This window comes from Shinella sumterensis, from assembly GCF_004514425.2.
GTDB classification, from domain to species: Bacteria; Pseudomonadota; Alphaproteobacteria; order Rhizobiales; family Rhizobiaceae; genus Shinella; species Shinella sumterensis.
Genome location: NZ_MYFN02000010.1, coordinates 210,382 through 232,054 on the forward strand (window position 1 = coordinate 210,382; position 21,673 = coordinate 232,054).

At 65.3% G+C, this 21,673-nt stretch carries 22 protein-coding genes, 1 tRNA gene and 1 riboswitch; of the genes, 5 read left to right on the plus strand and 18 right to left on the minus strand.

Annotated elements, in window-relative coordinates; translation table 11 throughout:
* Positions 1-14 precede the first annotated feature (14 nt).
* On the plus strand, positions 15-527 hold the full coding sequence (locus B5M41_RS18690) for a SixA phosphatase family protein (protein WP_134649270.1): 513 nt from the start codon (positions 15-17) through the stop codon (positions 525-527).
* A gap of 210 nt (positions 528-737) precedes the next feature.
* On the opposite strand, the gene B5M41_RS18695 is transcribed toward B5M41_RS18690, so the two are convergent.
* Together B5M41_RS18695 and B5M41_RS18700 are read right to left on the minus strand one after the other, a co-directional pair.
* Positions 738-1,568 (minus strand): aldo/keto reductase, encoded by an 831-nt coding sequence (locus B5M41_RS18695; protein ID WP_134649269.1) that lies wholly within the window; start codon positions 1,566-1,568, stop codon positions 738-740.
* Between the two features lie 102 nt (positions 1,569-1,670).
* Entirely contained in the window at positions 1,671-2,216 is a 546-nt protein-coding gene (locus B5M41_RS18700) for a L,D-transpeptidase family protein (protein WP_134649268.1), read from the minus strand.
* Between the two features lie 111 nt (positions 2,217-2,327).
* Here B5M41_RS18700 and B5M41_RS18705 point away from each other — a divergent pair, with 111 nt between their 5' ends.
* Both B5M41_RS18705 and B5M41_RS18710 read left to right on the plus strand, forming a co-directional pair.
* Positions 2,328-3,011 (plus strand): response regulator transcription factor, encoded by a 684-nt coding sequence (locus tag B5M41_RS18705; protein WP_134649267.1) that lies wholly within the window; start codon positions 2,328-2,330, stop codon positions 3,009-3,011.
* A 69-nt stretch (positions 3,012-3,080) separates the two neighbouring features.
* Positions 3,081-3,536, plus strand: a complete 456-nt coding sequence (locus tag B5M41_RS18710; RefSeq protein ID WP_134649266.1) for a cyclic nucleotide-binding domain-containing protein — start codon at positions 3,081-3,083, stop codon at positions 3,534-3,536.
* 151 nt (positions 3,537-3,687) lie between these two features.
* On the opposite strand, the gene B5M41_RS18715 is transcribed toward B5M41_RS18710, so the two are convergent.
* The 6 genes from B5M41_RS18715 to tesB form a co-directional block, all read right to left on the minus strand.
* On the minus strand, positions 3,688-4,494 hold the full coding sequence (locus B5M41_RS18715) for an exodeoxyribonuclease III (protein ID WP_134649265.1): 807 nt from the start codon (positions 4,492-4,494) through the stop codon (positions 3,688-3,690).
* An 86-nt stretch (positions 4,495-4,580) separates the two neighbouring features.
* Entirely contained in the window at positions 4,581-5,255 is a 675-nt protein-coding gene (locus B5M41_RS18720; RefSeq protein WP_167719077.1) for an outer membrane lipoprotein carrier protein LolA, read from the minus strand.
* A 122-nt stretch (positions 5,256-5,377) separates the two neighbouring features.
* On the minus strand, positions 5,378-8,029 hold the full coding sequence (locus B5M41_RS18725; protein ID WP_134649263.1) for an FtsK/SpoIIIE family DNA translocase: 2,652 nt from the start codon (positions 8,027-8,029) through the stop codon (positions 5,378-5,380).
* Between the two features lie 241 nt (positions 8,030-8,270).
* The gene (locus B5M41_RS18730) at positions 8,271-9,632 is read right to left on the minus strand and encodes an ammonium transporter (protein WP_134649262.1); all 1,362 of its coding nucleotides are present in this window, start codon (positions 9,630-9,632) and stop codon (positions 8,271-8,273) included.
* A 30-nt stretch (positions 9,633-9,662) separates the two neighbouring features.
* Positions 9,663-10,013, minus strand: a complete 351-nt coding sequence (locus B5M41_RS18735) for a P-II family nitrogen regulator (protein WP_160872107.1) — start codon at positions 10,011-10,013, stop codon at positions 9,663-9,665.
* 216 nt (positions 10,014-10,229) lie between these two features.
* On the minus strand, positions 10,230-11,117 hold the full coding sequence (gene tesB / locus B5M41_RS18740; protein WP_134710992.1) for an acyl-CoA thioesterase II: 888 nt from the start codon (positions 11,115-11,117) through the stop codon (positions 10,230-10,232).
* An 84-nt stretch (positions 11,118-11,201) separates the two neighbouring features.
* Between tesB and B5M41_RS18745 the strand changes: the two genes are divergently transcribed.
* Positions 11,202-12,440 carry a ubiquinone biosynthesis hydroxylase gene (locus B5M41_RS18745; RefSeq protein WP_134649259.1) on the plus strand — a complete coding sequence of 413 codons (1,239 nt, stop codon included), beginning with the start codon at positions 11,202-11,204 and terminating at the stop codon, positions 12,438-12,440.
* Between the two features lie 83 nt (positions 12,441-12,523).
* Here the strand turns inward: B5M41_RS18745 and B5M41_RS18750 are convergent, their stop codons facing one another.
* The 4 genes from B5M41_RS18750 to B5M41_RS18765 all read right to left on the minus strand — a co-directional run bounded on the left by B5M41_RS18750 (position 12,524) and on the right by B5M41_RS18765 (position 15,036).
* Entirely contained in the window at positions 12,524-12,712 is a 189-nt protein-coding gene (locus tag B5M41_RS18750; protein WP_134649258.1) for a Trm112 family protein, read from the minus strand.
* A 9-nt stretch (positions 12,713-12,721) separates the two neighbouring features.
* Positions 12,722-13,402, minus strand: coding sequence for an LON peptidase substrate-binding domain-containing protein (locus B5M41_RS18755; RefSeq protein WP_134649257.1), 681 nt, complete (start codon positions 13,400-13,402; stop codon positions 12,722-12,724).
* Between the two features lie 110 nt (positions 13,403-13,512).
* The gene (gene trxA / locus B5M41_RS18760; protein WP_134649256.1) at positions 13,513-14,472 is read right to left on the minus strand and encodes a thioredoxin; all 960 of its coding nucleotides are present in this window, start codon (positions 14,470-14,472) and stop codon (positions 13,513-13,515) included.
* Positions 14,473-14,526: 54 nt separating this feature from the next.
* The gene (locus B5M41_RS18765; protein ID WP_134649255.1) at positions 14,527-15,036 is read right to left on the minus strand and encodes a prolyl-tRNA synthetase associated domain-containing protein; all 510 of its coding nucleotides are present in this window, start codon (positions 15,034-15,036) and stop codon (positions 14,527-14,529) included.
* A 216-nt stretch (positions 15,037-15,252) separates the two neighbouring features.
* Here B5M41_RS18765 and B5M41_RS18770 point away from each other — a divergent pair.
* Positions 15,253-15,327: transfer RNA gene (locus B5M41_RS18770), tRNA-Gly, on the plus strand.
* Positions 15,328-15,441: 114 nt separating this feature from the next.
* Here the strand turns inward: B5M41_RS18770 and B5M41_RS18775 are convergent.
* From B5M41_RS18775 to B5M41_RS18800, 6 genes are all read right to left on the minus strand, one after another.
* Positions 15,442-16,455: an aldose epimerase family protein gene (locus B5M41_RS18775; protein ID WP_134649254.1), complete on the minus strand. Its 1,014-nt coding sequence runs from the start codon at positions 16,453-16,455 to the stop codon at positions 15,442-15,444.
* 83 nt (positions 16,456-16,538) lie between these two features.
* Positions 16,539-16,991: a GNAT family N-acetyltransferase gene (locus tag B5M41_RS18780; protein ID WP_134649253.1), complete on the minus strand. Its 453-nt coding sequence runs from the start codon at positions 16,989-16,991 to the stop codon at positions 16,539-16,541.
* Between the two features lie 4 nt (positions 16,992-16,995).
* Positions 16,996-17,919, minus strand: coding sequence for a homoserine O-acetyltransferase MetA (metA, locus tag B5M41_RS18785; protein ID WP_134649252.1), 924 nt, complete (start codon positions 17,917-17,919; stop codon positions 16,996-16,998).
* 60 nt (positions 17,920-17,979) lie between these two features.
* Positions 17,980-18,057: riboswitch (SAM riboswitch) on the minus strand.
* 100 nt (positions 18,058-18,157) lie between these two features.
* Complete coding sequence (locus tag B5M41_RS18790; protein ID WP_134649251.1) at positions 18,158-18,400, minus strand: hypothetical protein; 243 nt, start codon at positions 18,398-18,400, stop codon at positions 18,158-18,160.
* A gap of 240 nt (positions 18,401-18,640) precedes the next feature.
* Positions 18,641-20,470 (minus strand): ABC-F family ATP-binding cassette domain-containing protein, encoded by a 1,830-nt coding sequence (locus tag B5M41_RS18795; RefSeq protein ID WP_134649250.1) that lies wholly within the window; start codon positions 20,468-20,470, stop codon positions 18,641-18,643.
* A 3-nt stretch (positions 20,471-20,473) separates the two neighbouring features.
* Entirely contained in the window at positions 20,474-21,133 is a 660-nt protein-coding gene (locus B5M41_RS18800; RefSeq protein WP_134649426.1) for a thiamine diphosphokinase, read from the minus strand.
* Positions 21,134-21,673: the final 540 nt, after the last annotated feature.

The window sequence follows — 21,673 nt, forward strand, 5'->3', positions numbered from 1 at the left end:
TAAAGGAGACCTTCTTGAAACGCCTTCTCCTGCTGCGCCACGCCAAATCCGCCTGGCCCGACGGCGTTGAAGACCACGACCGCCCGCTGAGCGACCGCGGCCGCCGCGACGCGCCGAGAATGGGCGCCTGCATCGCCGCCGCCGGTCTCCGACCCGACTTTGCACTGGTGTCTTCCGCCCGGCGCACGCAGGAGACCTGGGCGCTGGTCGCGCCGGCGCTCGGCGGAACGTGCCCCTCCCTTGTGGTGCCAGCGATCTACGAGGCGGAACCGGCGACGATTCTCGCGGCGATACAGGGCGCGCCCGAAGAGAGCGAAACACTGCTCGTCATCGGGCACAATCCGGGTTTCGAGGCATTGGCCGCCCTGCTCGTCCGACAGGGTGACCCGGACGCCCTTGCACGGATAAGAATGAAGTATCCGACCGCAGGGCTGGCGGTGATAGAATGCAACAGCCCGCGCTGGGCGGACGTCACGCCCGGCGCAGGCCGCCTTGAAGCGTTCGTCACACCGAAGACGCTGCCCTAACCAAAAAATCGACGGCAGGGCCTGCGGCATCCCCCTCATCCGGCCCTTCCGGGCCACCTTCTCCCCACGGGGGAGAGGGGAAACGAGACGTTTGCGATACTCCCCTTCTCTCCAGCAGGAAGAAGCGAAGCGAGACGTCTGCGATCTTCCCCTTCTCCCCAACGGGGAGAAGGTGCCGGCAGGCGGATGAGGGGGGCTCTCTTCAATCCATCAGAACGTCGCGGTCTTCGGATCCGGCCCGATACGCCTGCCGTCCTTCTCGAGGCCGGCGAGCGTCGCCATGTCCTCGGCATCCAGCCTGAAATCGAAGACCTTGAAGTTCTCGGCGATGCGCGACGGCGTCACCGATTTCGGGATCACGACAAGCCCGTTGTCGATATGCCAGCGGATGATGACCTGCGCCGGCGTGCGGCCATGCTTTGCGGCGACCTGCGCCACGACAGGGTTCTCCAGGAGCTTGCCCTGACCGAGTGGGCTCCACGATTGCGTGACGATACGGTGCTTGTCGTGCCAGGCACGCGCCTCGGTCTGCGGGAAATCAGGGTGCAGCTCGATCTGGTTGATGACAGGCGTGATGCCGGTCTCGTCGATCAGGCGCTGGAGATGTTCGGGATAGAAGTTGGACACGCCGATGGAGCGGGCGCGGCCTTCCTTCTGGATCTGGATGAAGGCCTTCCAGGTATCGACATACCGGTCGCGGTTCGGCGCCGGCCAATGGATGAGGTAGAGATCGACATAGTCGGTGCCGAGGCGTTTCAGGCTGGCATCGAACGCCTTCAGCGTCGAGTCGTAGCCCTGTTCCGCGTTCCAGAGCTTGGTGGTCAGAAAAATCTCCGAGCGGTCGACGCCGGAAGTGCGGATACCCTCGCCCACCCCCTGCTCGTTCTCGTAGATCGCCGCCGTGTCGATATGGCGGTAGCCCTGCGAAAGGGCCGCCTTCACCGCGGTCACGGCCGTGTCGTTCGGGGTCTGCCAGACGCCGAGGCCGACCTGGGGAATGCTGTTGCCGTCATGAAACAGGATTGTTGGTTGATCGCTCATCGGAATATCTCCCTGAAATGCGGGCGCGCCGAGCCGTCGGGGCTCCCGGCGCCAAGGACAGGTGCCGGTGCGGCAACCGATATAGGGCCGCGGCCTGCGACTTTAAAGAACACGCACCGTGGTTCCGCGGCGCAGATAGGGCAGGATGCGCAGCATGTCGCGCCGGGCCACGGCGATACAGCCGGCGGTCGGTTCGTAACCGGGGCGGGCCAGGTGGAAGAAGATCGCCGAGCCGCAATGGCGCCGCCGCGATGTCACGTTCCAGTCCAGCACGAGGCAGATGTCGTAGAGCTCGTCGGCGCGCCGCATCTCCTCATGGCTTGGCCGGAAGGGCGCCCTCACGAGCCGGTTGTAGCTCGGATGGCCGGGCGCATCGCACCAGAGCATGGACGGCCGGATGCGCCGCAGCGAAAGACCGCTCGCCGGCGCGCGGAGCCGGTCCCCGCGCAGGAAGCCATGGAGCAGCGGCATGGCGGCGATCGGTGTCGCCCCATCGCCCTCGCGCTTGCGGCTGGTGCGGCCAGAGCGGCCAAGCGCTGCGGGCAGGCGCAGGGGCCCGACCTGCACGATGGCCCGGCTGCGGTTTCCCGCCACCGGCCGCACGAGAATGGTCTTCACGCGATGTTCATCAGATGTGATCCGGCTCATATTCTTCCGCCATATTCGCGCCACGCCACGATCCTCTTGGCTAAGTCCATGGGCGGGCTTGCCAAAAGCGCCAGTTCCCTTACTTTCCAGAGGAATGCCGAGAGGTAAAGCATGACATCCCGCACCATCCTTCTTGTCGATGACGACAACGACCTCCGCGAGACGCTCGTCGAGCAGCTTTCGCTCTACGAGGAATTCTCAACGCTCGAGGAATCCACCGCCGGCAAGGGCATCCAGACCGCGCGCGCCAGCCAGGTCGATCTGCTCATCATGGATGTCGGCCTGCCGGATATGGACGGCCGCGAGGCCGTGAAGCTGCTGCGCAAGGGCGGCTTCAAGGCGCCCATCATCATGCTGACCGGGCACGACACCGATTCGGACACCATTCTGGGGCTGGAAGCCGGCGCGAACGATTACGTCACCAAACCCTTCCGCTTCGCCGTGCTGCTCGCGCGTATCCGCGCCCAGCTGCGCCAGCACGAGAGCAGCGAGGACGCCACCTTCACCGTCGGCCCCTACACGTTCAAGCCCGGCCAGAAGCTGCTGACGCTGGAAAACGGCCAGAAGATCCGCCTGACGGAGAAGGAAGCGGCGATCATCCGCTACCTCTACCGCGCCGACCAGAAGGTGGTGACGCGCGACGTGCTTCTGGAAGAGGTCTGGGGCTACAATTCCGGCGTTACCACCCATACGCTGGAGACCCATGTCTACCGGCTGCGCCAGAAGATCGAGCGGGACCCTTCCAATGCGGAGATTCTCGTGACAGAAAACGGCGGCTACAAGATCGTACCGTAACGTTTTTCGCGGCCGGATGGAGCAGCCTCACCCGGCTCCATGCCGACCGCCCACAAGGAGACGCCGACCGTGGCTCTCAGCGACGACATCGCCCTTCTCTCGCGCGTGCCGCTTTTCGCGGGCCTTGCCGATGACAAGCTGCGCCTGATGGCCTTCGGCGCCGAACGCCGGCGGCTGGTCGAGGGGCAGACGCTGTTTCGCGAGGGCACCTCGGCCGATTGCGGCTTCGTCGTCGCGGAAGGCGCGTTCCAGCTCACCTCGACGCTGCGCGACGGCTCGGTGCGCGACGAAGGCACGGCGGGCGCCGGCACGCTCCTGTCGGAACTCGCGATGATCTCCGCCGTCGAGCGCAAGTATACGGCGCTCGCGCTGGAAGACAGCGAGGTCATCCGCATCAACCGCCCGCTCTTCCGCCGCATGCTGGAAGAATACCCCGACGTCGCCGTGCTGGTCGACGCCCGCATCCGCGAGAACCTCGCCGCGATGATAACCCGGATGAAGGGGTTGGCGGGGCGATTTGCCTAACGCAACGCCGTAGCGGGCGGGATTACCCCTCACCCTAACCTTCGCCCCGCTTGCGGGGAGAAGGTGGCCGGCAGGCCGGATGAGGGGCGTTATCCGCGGGACCTATCCTCGCTGGAAAGACGCCAGCGCGAAAACCTGCCCGCCCACACCCTCAGAAATCGAATTCCGCAATGACAGGCACATGATCCGACGGCCGTTCCCAGCCGCGCGCCTCGCGGATGACGGCGATGTTGGAAAGATGCGGCTCGAGATCGGCGGACGACCAGATATGGTCGAGGCGGCGGCCCTTGTTGGCGGCCTGCCAGTCGGCCGAACGGTAGCTCCACCACGTATAGAGCTTCTCCGTCTCCGGCACCTTGCGCCGCATCAGGTCGACCCAGGCGCCCTTCGTCATCACGTCGATCAAACCCTCGGTCTCGATCGGCGTGTGGCTGACGATCTTCAGGAGCTGCTTGTGCGACCACACGTCATGCTCCAGCGGCGCGATATTGAGGTCGCCGACAAGGATGGAGGAGATGCCGGCCTCGGCCTCCGCATGCAAGAGCTTCATCTCCTCGATGAAATCGAGCTTGTGGCCGAATTTCACATTGATGGTGCGGTCCGGCTCGTCGCCGCCGGCCGGCACATAGAAATTGTGCAGGCGGATCGACTTTCCCCGGTGATGGAACAGCACCGAGACATGGCGCGCATCGCCGACGCCGCAATAATCGCGCCGCTCGACCAGCTCCGTCAGCGGCAGGCGCGAGACGGTGGCGACGCCGTGATAGCCCTTCTGGCCATGCATGACGATATGCTCGTAACCCAGCGCCTTCAGCGGCTTCGAGGGGAACTGGTCGTTCGGGCACTTGGTTTCCTGCAGGCACAGGATATCGGGTGAAAACGTCTTGAGGAAATGCTCGACGAGCGGCATGCGCAGCCGAACGGAGTTGATGTTCCACGTTGCAATCGAAAGTGCCATGCCCGTCCCCGAAAACTGGTCCGGCCCGTCAGGCGGGCCGGTCGGGGCGTCTTAGCGCATGTGCCGTGAAAACGGAAACGTCTTTGTCACTTGGGGCCGCGGTTGCGGATCTCGTCATAGGGGATGGCGAAGACCCGGTCGTCGAGCTTCATGCCGGTCTGCACGTTGAAGATCATGACCGACGTGTCCTTGCCCTGCGCATCGGTGATCGTCCACTGCCGCAGGTCGTAGGTCTTCGGATCGAACATCATGGTGATGGTGGAATCGCCGAACATGCTCTTGTCGCCGAGCACGATGGTGGTGAGGTCCGCCTCTTCCTTCACATTGCGCACCATCTTGGCCGACAGGTCGATCTTGTTGCCGAGCAGCAGGTTCAGCGGCGTCTTGGAGAGCGGGTAGATGTCCCAGGTCTTGAGCTTGCGATTGCCGATGACGACGGACTTGCCATCCGCGATGACGCGCATCGGCGACGGGTCCTCGTAGTTGAAGCGGATGCGGCCGGGGCGGTCGATATAGAACTTGCCGCCGGTCTGCTCGCCGCGCGGGCCGAACTGCACGAACTCGCCCATCATGGTCTTCACGGAGGCGAAGTGGTCGGCGATCTTCTGCGCGGCGGCACTTGCCTGCGCGGAGGCCGCGCCCGGCGACAGCACCGAAAGGCCGGTCGCAAGCACGAGACCCATCAGACCGGTGAAACCACGACGGGTGAGAGAGGGGGCCAGGCGGCCGGTTGCGGATCGGTTCATGTCGGTCTCCTTCATGCGTCTGTCATGCGGGCCAAACGCGGCGCCATAATGGCATCGGCCGGCGCACGCTTGGCGCGCGGGGCTTGCCGGGCGAAACGCCGCACCGGGCGGCGCGTTCCCGTTCGCCGCCGCGAAATTTAGTCTTCCGTCGGCACCAGGATCTCGCGCTTGCCCGCATGGTTGGCGGGGCCGATCAGCCCCTCCTGCTCCATGCGCTCGATCAGCGAGGCGGCGCGGTTGTAACCGATGCCGAGGCGGCGCTGGATATAGGAGGTCGATGCCTTGCCGTCGCGCAGGACCACGGCGACGGCCTGGTCGTAGGGATCGTCGGAATCCTCGAGATTGGCCGTGCCGGCCGGGCCGTTGCCCTCGCCGTCCTCGTCGTCATCCTCGGTGATCGCGTCGAGATATTGCGGGGCGCCCTGCGTCTTGAGGTGCGCCACCACGGCCTCGACCTCGTGGTCGGAAACGAACGGGCCGTGAACGCGCTGGATGCGTCCGCCGCCGGCCATGTAGAGCATGTCGCCCATGCCGAGCAGCTGTTCTGCGCCCTGTTCGCCGAGGATCGTGCGGCTGTCAATCTTCGATGTCACCTGGAAGGAGATGCGGGTCGGGAAGTTCGCCTTGATCGTGCCGGTGATGACATCGACCGACGGGCGCTGCGTCGCCATGATGACGTGGATACCGGCCGCGCGCGCCATTTGGGCGAGGCGCTGCACCGCGCCTTCGATATCCTTGCCGGCCACCATCATCAGGTCGGCCATTTCGTCGATGATCACGACGATGTAGGGCATCGGCTGGAGATCGAACTCCTCCGTCTCGTACATCGCCTCGCCGGTCTGGCGGTCGAAGCCGGTCTGCACCGTGCGGGTGATCTGCTCGCCCTTGGCCAGCGCCTGCTCCACGCGGCTGTTGAAGCCGTCGATGTTGCGCACGCCGATCTTCGACATCTTCTTGTAGCGCTCCTCCATCTCGCGCACGGTCCACTTCAAGGCCACGACGGCCTTCTTCGGATCGGTCACGACAGGCGAGAGCAGATGCGGGATGCCGTCATAGACGGAAAGTTCCAGCATCTTCGGATCGATCATGATCAGGCGGCACTGCTCCGGCTTCATGCGGTAGAGCAGCGACAGGATCATGGTGTTGATGGCGACCGACTTGCCCGAGCCGGTGGTGCCGGCGACGAGAAGGTGCGGCATCTTGGCGATGTCGGTGATGACGGGCTCGCCGCCGATCGTCTTGCCGAGCGCCATGGCGAGGCGCGACTTCGAGGTCTCGAAATCGCGGCTGGCGAGCAGTTCGCGCAGATAGACGGTCTCGCGGGTAGCGTTGGGCAGCTCGATGCCGATGGCGTTGCGGCCCGGCACGACCGCCACGCGCGCGGCGATCGCGCTCATCGAGCGGGCGATGTCGTCGGCAAGGCCGATGACGCGCGAGGACTTGATGCCGGGCGCCGGCTCCAGCTCGTAGAGCGTCACGACGGGGCCGGGGCGCACATGGATGATCTCGCCCTTGACGCCGAAATCCTCCAGCACGCCTTCCAGCATGCGGGCGTTCTGCTCCAGCGCGTCGGCCGAAAGCGTGGCGTCGCGCACCTGCCCCTTGGCCTCGGCAAGCAGATGCAGCGAAGGCAGCTGGAAGCCGTCCTGGCCGACGAAGGAGGCCTGGGCTTCGCGCTCGATGCGCTGGCCGGGCTTCGGTCGCGTCGCGGGGGGCACGACGCGGGCGCTGGCCGACGGCAGCGGCGCGCGGGCCGGCGCGCGGCGCGGCGCCCAGTCGGCGGCGATGTCGTCGGAATCCTCGTCCGGCAGGATGCCGCTCGGATGCGACAGCGGACCATCGTCGAAGGGCATGTCGTCGTCATCGTCGAGCGCAATGGAGGGGGCCGATACGGCGCGGCGGCCTTCCATGGACGGCTCGACGCGCTCGGCCGACCGGCTGGCGCGCGCGCGCACCGGCTCGTTCAGTGTGCCGAACTCGTCCTCGTTGAAATCGTAGGGCTGCTCGATGCCGCGCGCCCGGCGCCGCTGGTTCGACAGGCCGAACAGCCGGCGCACGCGCGCCTGCGCGGTGTACCATGCGTGGGTCGTCGCACCGGCCAGAACCGTGAACGGTCCACCGCGCTCCTCATCCTCGTCGTCATCGTCCTGAACGGCGGGGCGGTTGCGGCTTGCCACCGGCACCGGCGCGAAGTCCTCCTCGTCGTCGATCGACACCGTTCCGACGAGGCCGGACGAAAATACCATGAGCCAGATCGCGGGAACGGCGATAATCGCGCCGACGATGCTGGCGAACATGCCGGTTGGATAGGCGCCGGTGAAGAGGGCGGGGAAGCGCAGGATCATGTCGCCGAACACGCCGCCAAGCCCCGTCGGCAGCGGCCAGGTCACCGGGCCGGGCACGCAGGCGAGTGCGGCGGAGGCCAGGATGGCGCCGCCAAGCCAGGCGGCGGCGCGCTGCAGGATGCGGTTGAAACGGCGCCCGGTGATCAGGCCGATCGCCCAGGCGACGACGGGCAAGAGCGCGATCACGCTGGCAAGCCCGAAGAACTGCATGAAGACGTCGGCGAAAACGGCGCCGGCATAGCCGAGGATGTTCTTCGGCTCGCCGCTCGACGCATAGGACAGGCTCGGATCGGACACGTTCCAGGTCGACAGCGCGGCGATGGCGAGTGCCAGGAACAGGAAGACGCAGAGCCCGATGAGGATCTGCACCTGCCGCCACACGAAGGCCGACAGCACGAAACGGTCGTGCCGGTTGTCCAGTCCTGCCGAGATGCTTCTGCTCATGGTTCAGCCTGTGTCCGCTCAGGGAAGTTTGCACCGGCCCCGCATGATTCGCGCGCGGTGCCTCACTGCAAACCCTACGAAGGAAGCCTTAATGGCGTGTTAACCATGCATATTCGCCATTCGTTTATTATCACGGCATGGAAACGAAAAAGGCCCGGACACGGGGTCCGGGCCAGGAACGGCATGGTTTCCCATGACCGCGACGGGATCGTGGCGGCGGCCTTTCGGCCGCCGCGAGCCCTTAGGAGTGATAGGCTGCTTCGCCGTGCGAGGACAGGTCGAGACCTTCGCGCTCGGCTTCGACCGGCACGCGCAGGCCGACGACGAGGTCGACGACCTTGTAGAGGATCGCCGAGACAACGGCGCACCAGACGATGGTGATCGCAACCGCGATGATCTGGGTCGTGGTCTGCGACGCGATCGAGAAGTCGGCAGCGCCGGTGCCGCCAAGCGACGGAGCCGTCAGGATACCGGTGCCGACAGCGCCGATGATGCCGCCGATGCCGTGAACGCCGAAGACGTCAGCCGTGTCGTCGTAGCCGAATTTGTTCTTCACGGTTGCAACGAAGAAGTAGCAGACGGGCGAAGCGATGAGGCCGAGGACGATGGCGCCCATCGGGCCGACCGAGCCGGCGGCCGGGGTGACGGCGACGAGACCGGCGATCATGCCGGAGGCAGCGCCGAGCATAGAAGCCTTGCCGCGGGTGAAGGTTTCAACCAGCGACCAGGCAACGATTGCGCCGGCCGTTGCGAGGAAGGTGTTGATGGTTGCGAGAACCGCACCACCCGAAGCTTCGAGATTGGAGCCGGCGTTGAAGCCGAACCAGCCGAACCACAGCATGGCGGCACCGACGAGGGTGAGCGTCATGGAGTGGGGTGCCATCATGTCCTTGCCGTAGCCGGTGCGCTTGCCGACCATGATCGCGCCGACGAGGCCTGCGACACCGGCATTGATGTGAACGACGGTGCCGCCTGCGAAGTCGAGGGCGCCCATGTTGAAGATGAGGCCCGCACCATCCCAGACCATGTGAGCGATCGGGAAGTACACGAAGGTGGCCCAGAGCACGCAGAACAGCACCGCGGCGGAGAACTTGATGCGCTCCGCGAACGCGCCGACGATGAGCGCCGGCGTGATGGCGGCGAACGTCATCTGGAAGGCGATGAAGGCATATTCGTAGATCACGACGCCGTCGGTGAAGGTGGCGGACGTGCTGTCAAGCGTAACGCCCGACAGGAACAGCTTGCCGAAGCCGCCGAAATAGGCGCTCGTGGATCCGCCGAAGGCGAACGAGTAACCGTAGACGACCCAGACGATCATCATGACCGCGCCGATGACCGTGCACTGCATCAGCACGGACAGCATGTTCTTGGCGCGAACGAGGCCGCCGTAGAACAGGCCCAGGCCCGGAATGAGCATGAAGAGAACGAGGATGGTGGCCAGATACATGAAGGCCGTATCGGCCTTGTCCGGAACAGGCGCGGCGGCGGCAGCCTCCGTGGCGGCCGGGGCGGCTTCCTGTGCGAAGGCGACGACCGGCGCCAGCACGGCCGTCGTGGCAGCGGCCACGCGGGATAGGGTGTGAGTAAGTTTGAATGACGACATTTTGAAAATGCTCCCTGATAGGCCGTTTGCTTAGAGCGCTTCGGAATCGGTTTCGCCGGTGCGGATGCGCACGGCATGGTCGATGGCGTAGACGAAGATCTTGCCGTCACCGATCTGGCCGGTCTTGGCGGCGGATGCGATCGCTTCCACGGCGCGGTCGACGAGGTCGCCGGGCACGGCGATTTCGACCTTCAGTTTCGGCAGGAAGCTGACGGCATATTCCGTGCCGCGATAGATTTCGGTGTGCCCCTTCTGACGTCCGTACCCCTTCACCTCGGTAACGGTCAGGCCCTGGATACCAACGGCGGTGAGGGCTTCACGCACCTCATCGAGTTTGAACGGCTTGATAATCGCCATTACGATTTTCATCTGGTTTCCCATCCTTCGTGCTTGTCCCCCAGCCGGGGCCATCTCTCCTCGCCGTTGAACGTCATGTCCGCAACGACTGGCGAGATACATTCAAGGGGCGTGCCAGATTCGAACGCACCAAATAAGTTATTGAAACAGAAGGGATAAAAATGACAGAAGCGGCAAGGCGTAAAAAAACGCCACCGCGAATGATCAAAAAATAGGCGCTATTGGAATAATGGGTAAAATTTAGTCAGTTGCCTTTTTCCGAATCAACCCTTCCTGGGCGACGGAGGCAATGAGGGTGCCGGTTCGGGTGAAAATCGCGCCACGCGTCATGCCGCGCCCGCCGAAGGCCGACGGGCTGTCCTGGCTGTAGAGCAGCCAGTCGTCGAGGTCAGGCGGACGGTGGAACCACATGGCATGGTCGAGGCTCGCCACCTGAAGGGAGCGGTCGAGCACGGAGGTGCCGTGCGCGAAGAGCGACGTGTCGAGCAGCGTCATATCCGAGAGATAGGCCAGCACCGCAGCTTGTAGGCGGCGATCGGCCGGCACCGGCCCCGTCGTGCGCACCCAGATGTTCTGGCGCGGCTCCAGTTTGTCGTTGGAGAGGTAGTGCGCCAGCGCGACCGGCCGGAGCTCGATCGGGCGCGGGCGCTCCCAGTAGGCGCGGATCGGCGGCGGCGCCTCCTGCATGAAGCGCGCCTTCAATTCGGCCTCGCCGGGCAGGTCTTCCGGCTGCGGCACGTCGGGCATCGCCACCTGGTGCTCGAAGCCCGCCTCGTCGTCCTGGAAGGACGCCGTCATGAAGAAGATCGGCTTGTCGTGCTGGATGGCGACGACGCGCCGCGTGGCGAAGGACCCGCCGTCCCTGATGATTTCGACCTCGTAGAGGATCGGCACGGCCGGGTCGCCCGGCCGCACGAAATAGGCGTGCAGCGAATGCGCGTAACGGTGCTCCTGCGTCACCGTGCGCGTCGCGGCGACCAGCGCCTGGCCGATGACCTGCCCGCCGAACACCCGCTGCCAGCCGACCTGCGGGCTGCGGCCCCGGAACAGCCGCCCCTCCAGCCGTTCGAGATCCAGCGTCTGGAGCAGCACATCCATGGCGGGGTTCGGAACATTCTGGCGCGACATTTGGACGTGGCTCCCACGGTAGGAAACGGGCTCTTCCTCCTCTATATAGAGCAAACAAAGACCTCAAGCGTCCAGGAGGACACCATGCCCGAAGCCACATCGCTCGACGTTCTGGTCGCCGGCGGCGGTTATGTCGGCCTGTCGCTCGCGGTGGCGGTCAAGAAGGCGGCGCCGCATCTGGCCGTGGAAGTGGTCGATGGCGCGCCGGAGCACGCCTGGCAGAAGGAGGAGCGCGCCTCCGCCATCGTCGCGGCCGCCCGCAACCTGCTCGATGTCCTCGGCGTCTGGAGCGAGATTGCGGCGGAAGCCGAGCCGATCCGCCGGATGGTCATCACCGATTCGCGCACGGCCGATCCCGTCCGCCCGGTCTTCCTCACCTTCGACGAAGACGCCGGCTCTGCCGAGGACGGCCAGCCCTTCGCGCACATGATCCCCAACCGCGCCATGATCGGAAGCCTGCTTCGCCAGGCCGAGACCCTCGGCGTCCCCGTGCGCTGGTCGACATCGGCAACGGACTTCAAGACCGGCCAGCACGCCACGCAGGTCACCCTCTCCGACGGCTCGGCGGTCAGCACGCGCCTCCTCGTCGCCTGCGACGGCGCCCGCTCGAAACTGCGCGACATGGCGGGCATCAAGACCGTGCACTTCGATTACGGCCAGTCCGGCATCGTCACCACCGTCGCGCACGAACGCCCGCATGACGGCACGGCCGAGGAGCATTTCCTGCCGGCCGGTCCCTTCGCGACCTTGCCTTTGACCGGCAACCGCTCCTCGCTCGTCTGGAGCGAGCGCACGGAGGATGCCAAGCGCCTGGTGGAAGGCGATGATCTGGTCTTCGAGGAAGAACTGGAGCGCCGCTTCGGCCACAAGCTCGGCAGCCTCAAGGTCGTCGGCGGCCGCCGCGCCTTCCCGCTCGGCCTCACACTCGCCCGCGCCTTCGTCGCCCCGCGCTTTGCGCTGGCCGGCGATGCCGCCCACGGCATCCACCCGATTTCCGGCCAGGGCCTCAATCTCGGCTTCAAGGATGTGGCGGCACTGGCCGAAACCATCGTCGAGGCCGACCGGCTCGGCCTCGATATCGGCGCACTCTCGGTGCTGGAGCGCTACGAGACCTGGCGCCGCTTCGACACGGTGCGCATGGGCATCACCACGGATGTGCTGAACCGCCTGTTCTCCAACGACGTGACGCCGCTGCGCGTGCTGCGTGACGTGGGCCTCGGCCTGGTCGATCGCCTGCCGGGCCTGAAATCCTACTTCATCCGCCAGGCCAAGGGCACCGCCGGCAGCGGCCATCCGCGCATGCTGGTCGGCCAGCGCATCTAGAGCATTTCCAGCCGAAGCGAAGTCGCTTCGGCGTCGGATAATGCGGTAAAAACAGGAATCTAGAGCATTTCCACGCGAAGGCGTCAGTCCTTGATCTCGCGCGCCTCGGAAATCAGCATGATCGGAATGCCGTCGCGGATCGGATAGGCGAGCTTCGCCTTTTCGGAGACCAGTTCGCCCGCCGCCGCATCATAGCTCAGCCGCCCCTTGGTGAGGGGGCAGACGAGGAGTTCGAGCAGCTTGACGTCCACGCCGCTTTTGCCCGCGCTCATCCTTCCCTCCTACTGCAGCCGCGTATCGACATCGCCATAGCTGCGCGCCAGAACGATCTCGGTGATGGCGATCAGCGTTTCGGCCCGGGTCTTCAGGTCCGGCGCCTCCAGCAGCGCCTGCTTTTCCGCCGGCCCGTAAGGCGACATCATCGCCATGGAATTGACCAGCGTCGCATTGCTGGCGCGCTCCACGCTTTCCCAGTCCGCCTCCAGCTTGTTGGCGTCGAGATAGGCGCGGAAGGCCGACAGCAGCGCATCGCGGTCGACGCTCTGCTCGTCGTCATGCGCCGTCAGATCGGTGATGAAGGGCGCGATGCGGAAGCTGCGATAGGCCTTGGTGCCCCGCACCTCCTCCATCAGCCGGTAGCGGCAGATGCCGGTGAGCGAAACGATGTAGCGGCCGTCGCCGGTCTCGGCAAAGGAGGTGATACGGCCGATGCAGCCGACCTGGCACAGCGCCGGCGTCTCCGCCTCGTCATCGTCCTTGCGCTCGCTGCCGAAAACCGGCTGCACCATGCCGATCAGCCGGTGCGAGGAGAGCGCGTCGTCGAACATGGCGAGGTAGCGCGGCTCGAAGATATTGAGCGGCAGCTGGCCGCCGGGAAGAAGCAGCGCGCCCGTCAACGGAAAGACCGGAATGGTCTCCGGCAGGTCCGCCGGTTTCAGATAACGCGCGTTTCCCACTTGCATTGCAGTGCCTTCCATTCCCACGGCGCGCGCCCCGCATCCTTGCGCCTTACCCCGAATGTGGGGTAGGCCCGGCAATTCTCAAGGGACGCCGGGCCGCCGACCTGAAAAACTCAGGAGAACAGGATCGAGGACATCTTGCGGCGGGCGGCGATGGTCGCCGGGTCCATCGGGCCCCAGACCTCGAAGAACTGCAGAAGCTCGCGCCGCGCGCCGTCATCCTCGAAGGCCCGGTCGCGCTTCATGATCAGCAGCAGGTGGTCGGCCGCCGCCTGCCGGTCGCCCTCGACATTGCGGATCTTCGCAAGCTTCATGCGCGCGGCGTGGTCGTCGGGGTTTACCGCAAGCGCCTGTTCCAGCGCGGCCGGATCGCCGAGCTTGCGGGCTTCCTCGATCTGGTCGAGCTTCTTCAGCACCGCGCTGACGGCCGGATCGGCCGCCACGGCCTCGGGCAGGTTGGTGAGCGCCTGGCGGGCATTGTCGTGCTGGCCGACGGCGATCATGCATTCGGCGATGCCGGCAAGGGCGACGGCATTTTCCGGGTCGGCCTGCAGCAGCGCACCGTAGAGATCGGCCGCACCCGCGACATCGCCGGCATCGAACAGCGTCTTCGCCTCGGCAAGCAGCGTCTCGATCTGGGCCTTCTCATCGGCGTCGGCGGGGCCGGCGATCTTGTCGATGAACTGGCGCACCTGGCTCTCCGGCACCGCACCCATGAAGCCATCCGCCGGGCGTCCGCCGACGAAGGCGACGACGGCCGGGATGGACTGGATGCCGAGCTGGCCGGGAATGGAGGGATGGTCGTCGATATTGAGCTTGACGAGCTTCACGCGGCCGGCGCTTTCGCGCACGACCTTCTCGATAATGGGCTGCAACTGCTTGCACGGCCCGCACCAGGGCGCCCAGAAATCGACGAGCACCGGCTGGTGGCGCGAGGCCTCGAGCACATCGCGCGCGAAGTTCGCGGTCGTCGTGTCCTTGATCAGGTCGTCCGCCGCGGGCGCGCCGCCGCCATAGTTCGCGGAAACGTTCATCTGCCCGCCATAGGACGATGCATAGGGATTGTCGCTCATGGTGTCTCCTCGCGCGGTGCGCCCGAATATCGCTTCAGCGCCCAAAATCGTATGTCAGGCCGTGACTTTCAAGACAAGCGGCTCATGTCCCGTCGCTTCGATGAAGCGCAACAGGTCCTTGGCGCCAATCGAGGTCGTCGCATCGTTGCGCAGCGGATGGCAGTTGATCGTGTCGAACGCCATCAGGTCCGCGTCGATGATGATCTTCACCTTGCCCGCCGTGTCGTTGATCACCCCGAAGGCGGTGACGGCGCCGGGAATGACGCCGAGATACTCCATCAGCTTCTCCGGCTTGCCGAAGGACACGCGGCTGGCCGCGCCGATGATGCCGTGCACCGTCTTCAGGTCCACCGTGGCATGCTCCTCGACGGTCATCAGGAAATAGTTGTCTTTCTTGTCCTTCACGAAAAGGTTCTTCGTGTGGCCGCCGGGAATTTCATCGCGCAGCGACACCGATTCGGCGACGGTGAAGACCGGCGCGTGTTCCTTGGTGCTGTGCGAAATTCCCAGTCCGTCGAGGAACGCGAAAAGCTCCCTGTCGGTCTTCGGCTGCGTGTCCGTCATCTCTTTGGCTCCGGCCCGATTTGTCCTGTCCGCTGATAGGCCGTCCCCCCTCTTCGCGCAACCGCCCGGGAATCAGGGACTTTCGAAGAGGGCGCATTTTTTTCTGAAAAATCCTTCATTTCCCTGTTGCAATTGAAAAGGCCTTGGGTCATATAGCGCCCGTCGCCGCAACGCAGCGACCTTCGGCCAACCACTACCCCAGGCCGTCGACGATGAGCGGGTGTAGCTCAGGGGTAGAGCACAACCTTGCCAAGGTTGGGGTCGAGCGTTCGAATCGCTTCACCCGCTCCATTCTCTCCAAAGTTTCGAAGCCTCGGTTCACCGGGGCTTTTGTGCGTTTTGGGCGATATAGATCTCCACCGCGGTGGCGAGAACGGTGGCGGGCGCCGTTCTCTCGGGGCTGCATCACCCCTTGCCGAACACGTAGTCCGTCTTCTGCCGCAGGGTCTCGCCGGGGCGCAGGATGGCGTTGGGGAAGGTGGGGTGATTGATGGCGTCGGGCCAGATCTGGGTTTCGAGGCACAGCCCCGAGAAGGCGTCGTAGCGGCGGCCTTCGAGGCCCTCCAGCGGTTTGATATAGGCGCCGGTATAGAGTTGCAGGCCGGGCTCGGTGGTCACCACCTGGAGCGACAGGCCGGAGGCTGGGCTGCGGACCTCGGCGACGAGGCGCGGCTCCCTGCGGCCGTCCGACAGGCAGAAATTGTGATCGAAGACCACGCCGCCCGGTTCCAGCTGGCGGCGGAGCGGCGTCCAGTCACGCAGGTCGAAGGGCGTGCCGGCGACGGGGCGGATCTCGCCGGTCGGGATCAGCGTCTCGTCGACAGGCAGATAGTGTTCCGCCTCGATGCGGATTTCGTGATCGAAGATGTCCTTGCCGCCGTCGAGGATGAAATAGCTGTGCTGGCACAGATTGACCGGCGTCGGCGCATCCGTGGTCGCATCATAGGTGACGGAGAGCGTTCCGTTGCCGGACAGCGCATAGGTGCAGGTAAGAGTGCAGGTGCCGGGATAACCGGCGCGGCCGGCGGGATCGGTCAGCGTCAGGGTGACGAAGTCCGCGCCGCGCGCGGCGATGCGCCAGTTCTGCTGGCTGGTGCCGTCACGGCCGCCGTGCAGATGGGTCACGCCGCGCTCGTTGCGTTCCAGCTGGTAATCCGTGCCGTCGATGGTGAAGCGGCCGCCGGCGATGCGGTTGGCGCAGCGCCCGGCCGTTGCGCCGAAATAGGTGACATGCGTGAGATAGCTTGCGAGATCCTCGAAACCCAGCACCAGCGGTGCCTCGTGCCCGTCGAGGCGCAGGTCCTGAATGATGGCGCCGAAGGTGAGGACCCGTGCGGTGAGGCCGCCGCCGCGGATCGTCACGCGCTCCACCGCCTCGCCGGAGCCGAGCCGCCCGAAAATCTCCTGTCCTTCACCCATAGAATGTCCTCCCTGGTCATCGGCCGGCAAACTGCGGCAATTTCCGCCGATCCGCAATCGAAAAGTCATACTTTTCGGGGCATTCAGAGGTTCTTCTGATAGACGATGAAGGGCGTCTTTTCCGCGATGCGGTCGTAGAGCCGGCGCGCGGTGGCGTTGAACTCCTGCGTCATCCAGTAGACCTCCGGTGCGCCGGCCTCGCGCGCCCTGGCATAGACGCCTTCGATGAGCGCCCGGCCGATGCCCGCGCCGCGCACTTCGGAGTCGGCGAAGAGATCCTGCAGGTAGCAGACATTGCCTGTCGTCCAGCAGGAGCGATGGAAGAGATAATGCGCGAGGCCCACGGGCTTGCCGTCGAGCGTGGCGAGCAGGCCGCGATACTCGCCCTCGGCCGCCTCGCCCGTCAGCCGGGCGAAGGTGGTGGCGAAGACCGCCTCGGGCAGCACCGTCTCGTAAAAGGCGAGATAGGCGGTCCACAGGCGGCGCCATTCGCCCTCGTCGTCCTTGTGCAGCGGGCGAATGACGACGCGGCTCATGGCATCAGGCTCCTGTTCCGATCTTCTCGAGGTCATAGGGCGTGGTCTGGTAGATCTCGTTGATCCAGTTGCCGAACAGGAGATGGGCGTGGCCGCGCCAGCGGTTCTGCGGCGGCAGGGCCGGATCGTTGTGCGGGAAGTAGTTCCGCGGCATCTTGATCGGCACGCCGGCCGAGACATCGCGGAAATATTCGTCGGCCAGCGAGGTCGAATCATATTCGACATGGTTGAAGATGTAGAGGCGGTTGCCCGCCTTCTCCTCGACGAGGCAGACACCCATCTCGTCGGAATCGAGCAGGATTTCGAGCTCCGGCACGGCGCGGATATCCTCCGCGCGGATCTCCGTCCAGCGCGAGACCGGCACCTCGAAATCATCCGAGAAGCCGTTCAGGTAGATCGATGAGGGCTTGCGGTTGTGGTGACGGTAGACGCCGAACGCCTTTTCATCGAGCGTGTATTTGGGCACGCCGTGGAAATGGTAGATCGCCGCCATCGCGCCCCAGCAGACGTTGAGCGTCGAATGGACATTGGTCGTCGTCCAGTCGAGGATCTGCTTCATCTCGTCCCAATAGGTGACTTCCTCGTATTCAAGGGTCTCGATCGGGGCGCCGGTGATGATGAAGCCGTCGAACTTGCGGTGCTTCACCTCTTCCCAGGTGTCGTAGAAGGCAAGCAGGTGCTCCTCCGACGTGTTCTTCGCGCGGTGGGCGCCGACGCGCACCAGCGACAGCTCGACCTGAAGGGGCGAGGCGCCGACGAGGCGCGCCATCTGCACTTCCGTCTTGATCTTGTTCGGCATGAGGTTGAGCAGCCCGATCTGCAGCGGGCGGATATCCTGCCGGATCGCCACCGTTTCGGTCATCACCCGCACGCCCTCGTTGACGAGGGTCTGGAAGGCGGGGAGCGTATCGGGAATCTTGATGGGCATGTCTCAACTCGATCCAAAACAAAAACCGGCCGCAACGATGTCGCAACCGGTCCACGTAAGGCTCTTCCTCGCGCGGCCCTTTAGCGACTTGTTTAACGTGGCTGCAAGCCGGCCGGCCAAATCACCACGACCTCCTAGATAGCGCCTGTTTGCCGGCGAATCAATCCGCCGTCCTCCAAGTGTAAAGGGCCCGGACGCGGCGGGCATCCGGGCCTCGGTCAGAATGCAGGCGAAGGGCTCAATAGTAGCCGAACGAGAAGCTGTAGCCGTTGTGGCTGTTGTAGCCGTAGCCGCCGTAGTGCTTCTTGTAGCCATGGTGCTTCCTGTAGCCGTAGTGGCCACCATGATGTTTCTTGTAGCTGTAATGCTTCTTGTAGCCGTGATGCTTGTGGCCGTAGCCATAGTGGCCGGCATGGGAGGGTGCGGCGAAGGATACGGCGGCGACAGCGGCGACGACGGCGGAGATGATGAAATTGCGCATGGGAGGCTCCTGATCTCTTTCGGGTTGCAGGATGAGCGCGTCTCATCCGATGACCCGACTATCCCATGACCTCGTCTTCCGCGCTGTTTCGCGGGGAACAGGGGTTTCATTCGCCTGCATTCCACCCCTCCTCCGTCATGCTCGGGCTTGACCCGAGCATCCACCGACGCGGGTGCCGCATGGATCCTCGGCTCAAGCCGAGGATGACGACGGAGAGGAGAGAGCGTGTTGCGGGCCTGCTCAGCCCTCCAGTTCCTCGCGCAGCATTTCCAGCTCCAGCCATTCCTCTTCCATCCTCGTCAGCGAGGCGCGCAGCTTTTCCATTTCGGCGGCGAGCGTGTTGAAGGTGGCGGGGTCCTTGGTGAAGAGGTTGGGGTCGGCCATTTTCGCCTCGCGGGCGGCGATCTCCTTTTCCGCCTTCTCCATCTCCTTCGGCAGGTTTTCCAGCGCGAACTTCTGCTTGTAGGAGAGCTTGCCCTTGGCCTTGCCGTCGGAGGGGGCGGCGGCAGGGGCCGCGTCCGCCGCCTTCGCCTTCTCGGCCTTCTCCGCCTTGCGCTTTTCTTCGATGACGCCGCGGCGCTGCGCCATCATGTCGGTGTAGCCGCCGGCATATTCGATCCAGCGTCCGTCCGGCTTTTCGGGATCGGCGGGCGCGATGGTGGAGGTGACGGTGCGGTCGAGGAAATCGCGGTCGTGGCTGACGAGCAGCACGGTGCCGGTGAAACCGGCGACGATCTCCTGCAACAGGTCCAGCGTCTCGATGTCGAGGTCGTTGGTCGGTTCGTCGAGGATGAGCAGGTTGGTCGGCCGCGACAGGATGCGCGCCAGCATGAGGCGGGCACGCTCGCCGCCCGAGAGGTTGCGGATCGGCGTGCGGGCCTGCTCCGGCTGGAACAGGAATTCCTTCATGTAGCCGGTGACATGGCGCTGCTCGCCGTTGACCAGCAGCGTCTCGCCGCGCCCGTCGGTGAGGTAATGGGCGAGCGTGTCGTCGAGGTTGAGGTCCTCGCGGCGCTGGTCGAGCGTGGCGATCTCCAGATTGGTGCCGAGCTTGACGGTGCCGCTATCGGGCGCGAGCTGGCCGGTGAGCATCTTGAGCAGTGTGGTCTTGCCCGCGCCGTTCGGGCCGACGAGGCCGATGCAGTCGCCGCGATGCACGCGGATGGAGAACGGCGCGACGATGGTGCGCTCGCCATAGGCCTTGGTGATCTTTTCCGCCTCGATGACCAGCTTGCCGGATTCCTGCGCGTCGGAGGCGCTGGCCTGCACGCTGCCCTGCGGGCCCTTGTGGCCGCGGTAGCGGGCGCGCAGGTCGTGCAGCGCGCCGAGGCGGCGCATGTTGCGCTTGCGGCGCGCCGTCACGCCGTAGCGCAGCCAATGTTCCTCGCGCTCGATGGCCTTGCCGAGCTTGTGCTGCTCCAGCTCCTCGGCCTCCAGCACCTCGTCGCGCCAGGCTTCGAAATGGCCGAAGCCGCGGTTGAGCCGGCGCGACTGGCCGCGATCCAGCCAGACGGTGGCGTTGGAGACCTTTTCGAGGAAGCGGCGGTCGTGCGAGATGACGACGAGGGCCGAGCGGGTCGATTGCAGCTCGCCTTCCAGCCATTCGATGGTCGGCAGGTCGAGATGGTTCGTCGGCTCGTCGAGCAGCAGGATATCCGGCTCCGGCGCCATGACGCGGGCAAGGGCGGCGCGACGCGCCTCGCCGCCCGACAGCGACTTCGGGTCCTCCGTGCCGTCGAGTCCCAGATGTTCGAGCAGGTAGGTGACGCGGTAGGGGTCGTCGCTCGGGCCAAGCCCGGCCTCCGCATAGGCCGCGACCGTGTCGTAGCCGTCGAAATCCGGCGCCTGGTGCAGGTAGCGGATCGTTGCCGAGGGGTGGCGGAAGACCTCGCCCGACTGCGCCTCGGCCAGGCCGGCGGCGATCTTCATCAGCGTCGACTTGCCCGAGCCGTTGCGGCCGACGAGGCAGATGCGGTCGCCCGGCTCCACCTGCAGGCTCGCGCCCGCAAGCAGCGGCGTGCCGCCGAAGCTCAAGAAGATATCATCGAGTTTGAGAATGGGCGGTGCCAAGGATCAGGCTCCTGAGAGATCATAGGGCCGGGCGATGAGGATCGCGCGGCCGGAGGCAAGCGAAACGCGGACGGGGCCTTCCGCGACATTGGAAATGGTGCGCGACGAGCCGAAGGGCAGCGCGAAATCGGTGAGCGGATAGCGCACGTTTTCGAGATGAAGCCCTAAGAGCGCCGTGAGGCCGAGCACGGAAAACAGGCTGCCGGCGGGCAGGTCGATCACGCGGCGGCCCGGCAGGAGCGGCCACGCCTCCTCCTCCCCGGAGGTGAGCTTGATGGCGATGCCAGCTTCCGCAAGCGAGACGGCGTGGATGAGATGCATCAGCGCATGGTCGCTGCGTTCGCCGCCGAGCGCGCCGGCAAGGAGGACGGAGCGGGCGCCGCGCCCGGTGGCGACGGACACGGCAAGCGCGCCATCCGTCTCGTTCTTGGCGGCGGGATAGGGCTGGCGCTCGACATCGGGCCATGCGGCCAGAAGCTCCGGCGGCGTGGAATCGAAATCGCCGACCCAAAGATCCGGCGTCACGCCAAGCATTGCCGCATGGCGCATGCCGCCATCGGCCGCGATGAAGTGCGCGCCGGCAATATCGTCCGCCAGACGCGGCGTCGCGACGAGCGCGCCCCCGAGGAGGACGACATAGGTTTCATCTGTCGAAGCCGGCATGGTCATGGCTGATGCCCTTAGCGCATGTTGCGGGGAAAGGGAAAGAATTTGGCGTTGGCGGGCGCGGGCCGGGCTGCCAGCACTGATATCCACGCGGCGGCTTCGCCCGTGGTTTCAAAGAGCATTCGGACGGGGCGCCGGAAGCTGCCTCGACTGAGAATGAATAGGTGACACCTTCCGGCGCCCCGTTCGGCGGTTTTTGCCCGCGACTCCGGTCTCTCTGCAAGGATCGAAAAGGCGGTGTCCTTCGCCGGTTTCCGGAATGGCCAGTGCCGTTTGACAACCGGAGCGCACGCCTTGGCGCTCCGTGGAAGGTGTCTCCACCTCCCGGCCTTTCTCCATGCCGGCGGACGATGCCGACGCATCCGCCAATGCCGATCCCCTTGTGTGCCGCACAGGCACGCCCGGCGCGCCGTTCGGGGCATGAAACGACAGGATCGGTCCGACATCCCGCCGCTTCCCCCGTGTCGCCGGAGGGAGACCATTTTCCGCAGGCCCGGTGCATGAGGTTTCGCGTCATCCCCCCACGCCCCGCGCCGA

What these genes read in the sequence shown, in the direction of transcription:
- B5M41_RS18695 (WP_134649269.1), bottom strand. Translation starts at nt 1,568, where the DNA reads ATGAGCGATCAACCAACAATCCTGTTTCATGACGGCAACAGCATTCCC.
- B5M41_RS18700 (WP_134649268.1), bottom strand. Translation starts at nt 2,216, where the DNA reads ATGAGCCGGATCACATCTGATGAACATCGCGTGAAGACCATTCTCGTG.
- B5M41_RS18705 (WP_134649267.1), top strand. Translation starts at nt 2,328, where the DNA reads ATGACATCCCGCACCATCCTTCTTGTCGATGACGACAACGACCTCCGC.
- B5M41_RS18715 (WP_134649265.1), bottom strand. Translation starts at nt 4,494, where the DNA reads ATGGCACTTTCGATTGCAACGTGGAACATCAACTCCGTTCGGCTGCGC.
- B5M41_RS18720 (WP_167719077.1), bottom strand. Translation starts at nt 5,255, where the DNA reads ATGAAGGAGACCGACATGAACCGATCCGCAACCGGCCGCCTGGCCCCC.
- B5M41_RS18725 (WP_134649263.1), bottom strand. Translation starts at nt 8,029, where the DNA reads ATGAGCAGAAGCATCTCGGCAGGACTGGACAACCGGCACGACCGTTTC.
- B5M41_RS18730 (WP_134649262.1), bottom strand. Translation starts at nt 9,632, where the DNA reads ATGTCGTCATTCAAACTTACTCACACCCTATCCCGCGTGGCCGCTGCC.
- B5M41_RS18735 (WP_160872107.1), bottom strand. Translation starts at nt 10,013, where the DNA reads ATGGGAAACCAGATGAAAATCGTAATGGCGATTATCAAGCCGTTCAAA.
- tesB (WP_134710992.1), bottom strand. Translation starts at nt 11,117, where the DNA reads ATGTCGCGCCAGAATGTTCCGAACCCCGCCATGGATGTGCTGCTCCAG.
- B5M41_RS18745 (WP_134649259.1), top strand. Translation starts at nt 11,202, where the DNA reads ATGCCCGAAGCCACATCGCTCGACGTTCTGGTCGCCGGCGGCGGTTAT.
- B5M41_RS18750 (WP_134649258.1), bottom strand. Translation starts at nt 12,712, where the DNA reads ATGAGCGCGGGCAAAAGCGGCGTGGACGTCAAGCTGCTCGAACTCCTC.
- B5M41_RS18755 (WP_134649257.1), bottom strand. Translation starts at nt 13,402, where the DNA reads ATGCAAGTGGGAAACGCGCGTTATCTGAAACCGGCGGACCTGCCGGAG.
- trxA (WP_134649256.1), bottom strand. Translation starts at nt 14,472, where the DNA reads ATGAGCGACAATCCCTATGCATCGTCCTATGGCGGGCAGATGAACGTT.
- B5M41_RS18765 (WP_134649255.1), bottom strand. Translation starts at nt 15,036, where the DNA reads ATGACGGACACGCAGCCGAAGACCGACAGGGAGCTTTTCGCGTTCCTC.
- B5M41_RS18775 (WP_134649254.1), bottom strand. Translation starts at nt 16,455, where the DNA reads ATGGGTGAAGGACAGGAGATTTTCGGGCGGCTCGGCTCCGGCGAGGCG.
- B5M41_RS18780 (WP_134649253.1), bottom strand. Translation starts at nt 16,991, where the DNA reads ATGAGCCGCGTCGTCATTCGCCCGCTGCACAAGGACGACGAGGGCGAA.
- metA (WP_134649252.1), bottom strand. Translation starts at nt 17,919, where the DNA reads ATGCCCATCAAGATTCCCGATACGCTCCCCGCCTTCCAGACCCTCGTC.
- B5M41_RS18790 (WP_134649251.1), bottom strand. Translation starts at nt 18,400, where the DNA reads ATGCGCAATTTCATCATCTCCGCCGTCGTCGCCGCTGTCGCCGCCGTA.
- B5M41_RS18800 (WP_134649426.1), bottom strand. Translation starts at nt 21,133, where the DNA reads ATGCCGGCTTCGACAGATGAAACCTATGTCGTCCTCCTCGGGGGCGCG.